Source organism: Microcoleus sp. Z1_A1 (assembly GCF_036700305.1).
GTDB lineage: Bacteria > Cyanobacteriota > Cyanobacteriia > Cyanobacteriales > Microcoleaceae > Microcoleus.
In genome coordinates, this window is sequence record NZ_JAUBOR010000026.1 from 34,286 (window position 1) to 38,036 (window position 3,751).

Consider the following 3,751-nt stretch of genomic DNA (forward strand, 5'->3'; position numbering starts at 1 on the left):
GGAACAGGCCGAAAAGCCTGTTCTTGAGAATGCTGAAATATCTCAGTTTTAACTCACATTTTTAGTTAGGAAATTTCAGTGCAGAATGCCCTAACAGCTTCGGCAAACTCTTGGTTATGCTCGATTAATGCCATGTGTCCTCCTTTCTGTATAGTAACTAGCTCTGCTTGAGGCAATTCTGCTTTCATCCGCAGGCTAGCTGGGGGAGTAGTGGCGATATCTGAATCGCCGCAGATCACCAACACTGGAATGTCAATCGATCGCAAAGTTTTTGTTTCATCAAATTTGAGCATTCCCAGTGTGCCGCGAGCGAGAACGCCGGGAGAACCCAAGGCTGATAAGAAAGCTGAGAACTCTAATTGACCGCGCGTTTCAGTGCCTTTAAATCCCGATAATTCTACACTGATGTGCAGTGAACCATTGAGATAGCTCAGCCAAGTCATTCCCCACATAATCGGTTCAAGAGCTATGGTGAGGTAGAGCATAGGTTGAAGCAGCGGCTTTTGCAAAGCGCGTAATAAACTGCTAAAAATAGCGGTTTTGACGGGATTAGTATAAGTCGTATCTACCAGAATTAAACCAGCTACTCGACTACCGAGAAGTTCTGGGAAAAGCCGACTGAATGTTAGAGAAATCATGCCACCCATGCTGTGTCCGAGTAGGATAACAGGTTTATTTCCTGCTATGGCAATGACGGCTTCAAGATCGCGGGCAAATTTTTCTAGGGAGTAGTCACTGTTTTTTGGTCGAGTGGATTTTCCCAGGCCTGGAAGATCCCAAACAATCACTCGGTAGCGATCGCTTAGTTGCCGTTTCGCGTAATACCAAACCATACTGTTCGGCCCCCAACCGTGCGAGAGAATAATCGGCTGTCCGTCCTCCGGGCCGTAGAATTCTACTTGTAAAATAGTGCCATCAGGCCTCTCTACCCGCTGCACCGTACCCGTCCGCGTGGGCTTCGGTTCGTCAGCACCGGGGCGGCGGAACAGCGGCAAACTGATAAAGCGGCCGCCAACACACCAAAGAAGCATCAACACTCCGCTGATTAAGTAGGAAATCCCTACCAGTGCGCCGATGTACCATTCGTAAATAATGTATATACCTGTGCCAAGTACCCCGATCGACAGCAGTCCCACCAGCCATAGGAACAGGAAATTGAAGGGCATGAACGGCATAAGCTGAAACCTTGGGTAGGATTTTGGTTGCGAATTCAAACAGGATCATACTTAGGTTAGGCCACAGTAAGCAAGCGGTAAGTTAAGCTCTTAATTTGTGCGCTGGTGGAATTTAATTTATTGATGTGCCCAAGTAATGACCGAAAGCATCCAGGATACCCACCACGTGATTCATCCGTCCAGAAATAAAAAACCTGTATCCAATAAAGGAACCCCCGAATTTATCTGTGGGGTCAATGCTTCAATTCTAAAATCTAAAATCTAAAATCTAAAATCTAAAATCTAAAATCGATTGACAGGATGACTCAAAATGCCAGAGCCAAAAATATCGAGTTCATCGCCAAATGCCAGAGATTCTGTCAGCGTGGAGTTAGTTGAGTTTTTATCTTACCTTCGCAGTCTAGATATTAATATTTTTGTTGAGGGATCTCGCCTGCGCTGCAACGCTCCCGAAGGAATTATTACACCCAAACTTCGCGCCGAAATTTCTCATAAAAAAGCCGAAATTATTTCATTTTTAAAAGCAGCTAATCGTACTTCTAGTTTCACTCCTACACCGATTGTTCCTATGGGGCGGGACGGAAATCTACCGCTTTCCTTTGCACAGCAGCGCTTGTGGTTTCTCGACCAATTAGTCCCGAACAATCCTTTTTATAATGTTCCCGCAGCCTTGCGTTTGACAGGTTCGCTCAATTTTTCGGCGCTGCAAAAAACCTTCAATGAAATTGTGCGCCGCCACGAAGCTTTACGAACGAATTTAGCAGTAGTTTCGGGGCAACCTGTTCAGAAAATAGCTGCAGCTTTCCACCTCCCGATTAATGTAGTGGACTTGCGAAACTTGCCCAAGGAATCTAGACAAAATGAAGCAAACAGGCTCACGGCCCAGGAAGCTCAACGCTCTTTCAATTTGTCCAATGACTTGTTGCTGCGAGTCACATTATTGCAGTTAGATGATGCCGAATATTTACTAATGCTGAATATGCACCACATTGTCTCCGATGGTTGGTCTATCGGAGTGCTAATTCAGGAATTAGGCGCACTTTACACGGCATTTGCTAGCGAAAAACCTTCGCCTTTACCGGATTTGTCGATCCAGTATGCTGATTTTGCAAAATGGCAGCGCGAATGGCTGCAAGGGGAAGTTTTAGAAACGCAGCTTGCTTACTGGCGACAGCAGTTAAACGGGATTTCTATGCTAAATTTGCCTGCGGATAGACCCCGGCCAGCAATTCAAAGTTACCGAGGCAAAAGGCAATTTTTGCAACTGCCAAAACAACTGAGCGAGGCTTTAGAAACGTTGAGCCAGCGTGAAGGAGTGACGCTGTTTATGACAATGCTGGCAGCTTTTAAAACGTTGCTTTACCATTACGCGCAGCAAGAAGATATTGTTGTAGGTTCGCCGATCGCCAATCGCAACCGCAGTGAAATTGAAGGATTAATCGGTTTTTTTGTCAACAGTTTGGTATTGCGTACAGATTTGTCGGGAAATCCAACTTTTCGGGAACTTTTAAACCGAGTCAAAGAGGTAGCATTAGGAGCTTACGCTCACCAAGATTTGCCGTTTGAGAAGTTAGTAGAAGAACTGCACCCCGATCGCGCCTTGAACCAAAATCCCTTATTTCAGGTGGCGTTTGCGCTGCAAAACGCGCCGGGGAATCAGTTAGAATTGCCAGAATTAACACTCAGCCCGCAGCAGTTAGATGTGGGTACAGCGCGGTTTGATTTGGAGTTTCATTTGTGGGAGCGATCGCCCAACACTTCGGGAAGCAACCAATCGCCCAGCAATAAGCTGTGGGTTGATAGCTCGGAAGGCATCAGCGGCATGGTTATTTACAGCGCCGATTTGTTTGATGAAGCTACGATTAGCCGCCTGATCGGGCATTTTCAAACCTTGTTAGAAAGCATTGTGACAAATCCCGAACAGCGCCTAGCAAACTTGCAATATTTGAGCGCCAAAGAGCGCTATCATTTGTTAGTTGAATGCAACAATACTCAGGCGGATTATCCGCAAGATTTGTGCATCCATCAGCTATTTGAAATGCAGGCCGATCGGACACCGGATGCGGTGGCGCTGGTATTTGGAGAGGAGCGAGTCACCTATCGAGAGCTAAATCTCCGCAGCAACCAACTAGCACGTTATCTGCAAAAAATAGGGGTTGGGGCGGAAGTTTTAGTCGGGCTTTGCTGCGGGCGATCGATCGATCTGATTGTGGGGATGTTGGGTATCCTGAAAGCGGGAGGAGCTTACTTAATTTTAGATCCGAGCTATCCTGCTGAGCGATCGAGCTTTATGCTAAAAGATGCTCAAGTGTCAGTATTGCTTACCCGCCAGGGAATAAATTCCCTGTCTAATAGCGAAAGTCGTCTAAAGACGACGGTCGGAGGACAAGTTTCCAGTCGGCTTCAGCCGACTTCAGCTATGAGCCAGGGAATTTATTCCCTGGTGGATGATGGCGAAGTGCAAAATTTAGAAACACAGTCAGATGATAAAATTCACCATCTAAAGACGACGGTCGGAGGACAAGTTTCCAGTCGGCTTCAGCCGACTTCAGCTATGAGCCAGGGAATTTATTCCC

Annotated in this window: 2 protein-coding genes; one reads left to right on the plus strand and one right to left on the minus strand. The window is 46.4% G+C overall.

What is annotated here, in order from left to right; genetic code table 11:
• Positions 1-65 precede the first annotated feature (65 nt).
• On the minus strand, positions 66-1,166 hold the full coding sequence (locus tag QT973_RS17680) for an alpha/beta hydrolase (RefSeq protein ID WP_333391830.1): 1,101 nt from the start codon (positions 1,164-1,166) through the stop codon (positions 66-68).
• A 319-nt stretch (positions 1,167-1,485) separates the two neighbouring features.
• Here QT973_RS17680 and QT973_RS17685 point away from each other — a divergent pair.
• Positions 1,486-3,751, plus strand: a 2,266-nt coding sequence (locus tag QT973_RS17685) for a condensation domain-containing protein (protein WP_333391832.1), incomplete at its 3' end; no start/stop codon positions are given.

Coding starts and splice junctions, on each gene's coding strand:
- QT973_RS17680 (WP_333391830.1), bottom strand. CDS start 1,166: ATGCCCTTCAATTTCCTGTTCCTATGGCTGGTGGGACTGCTGTCGATC.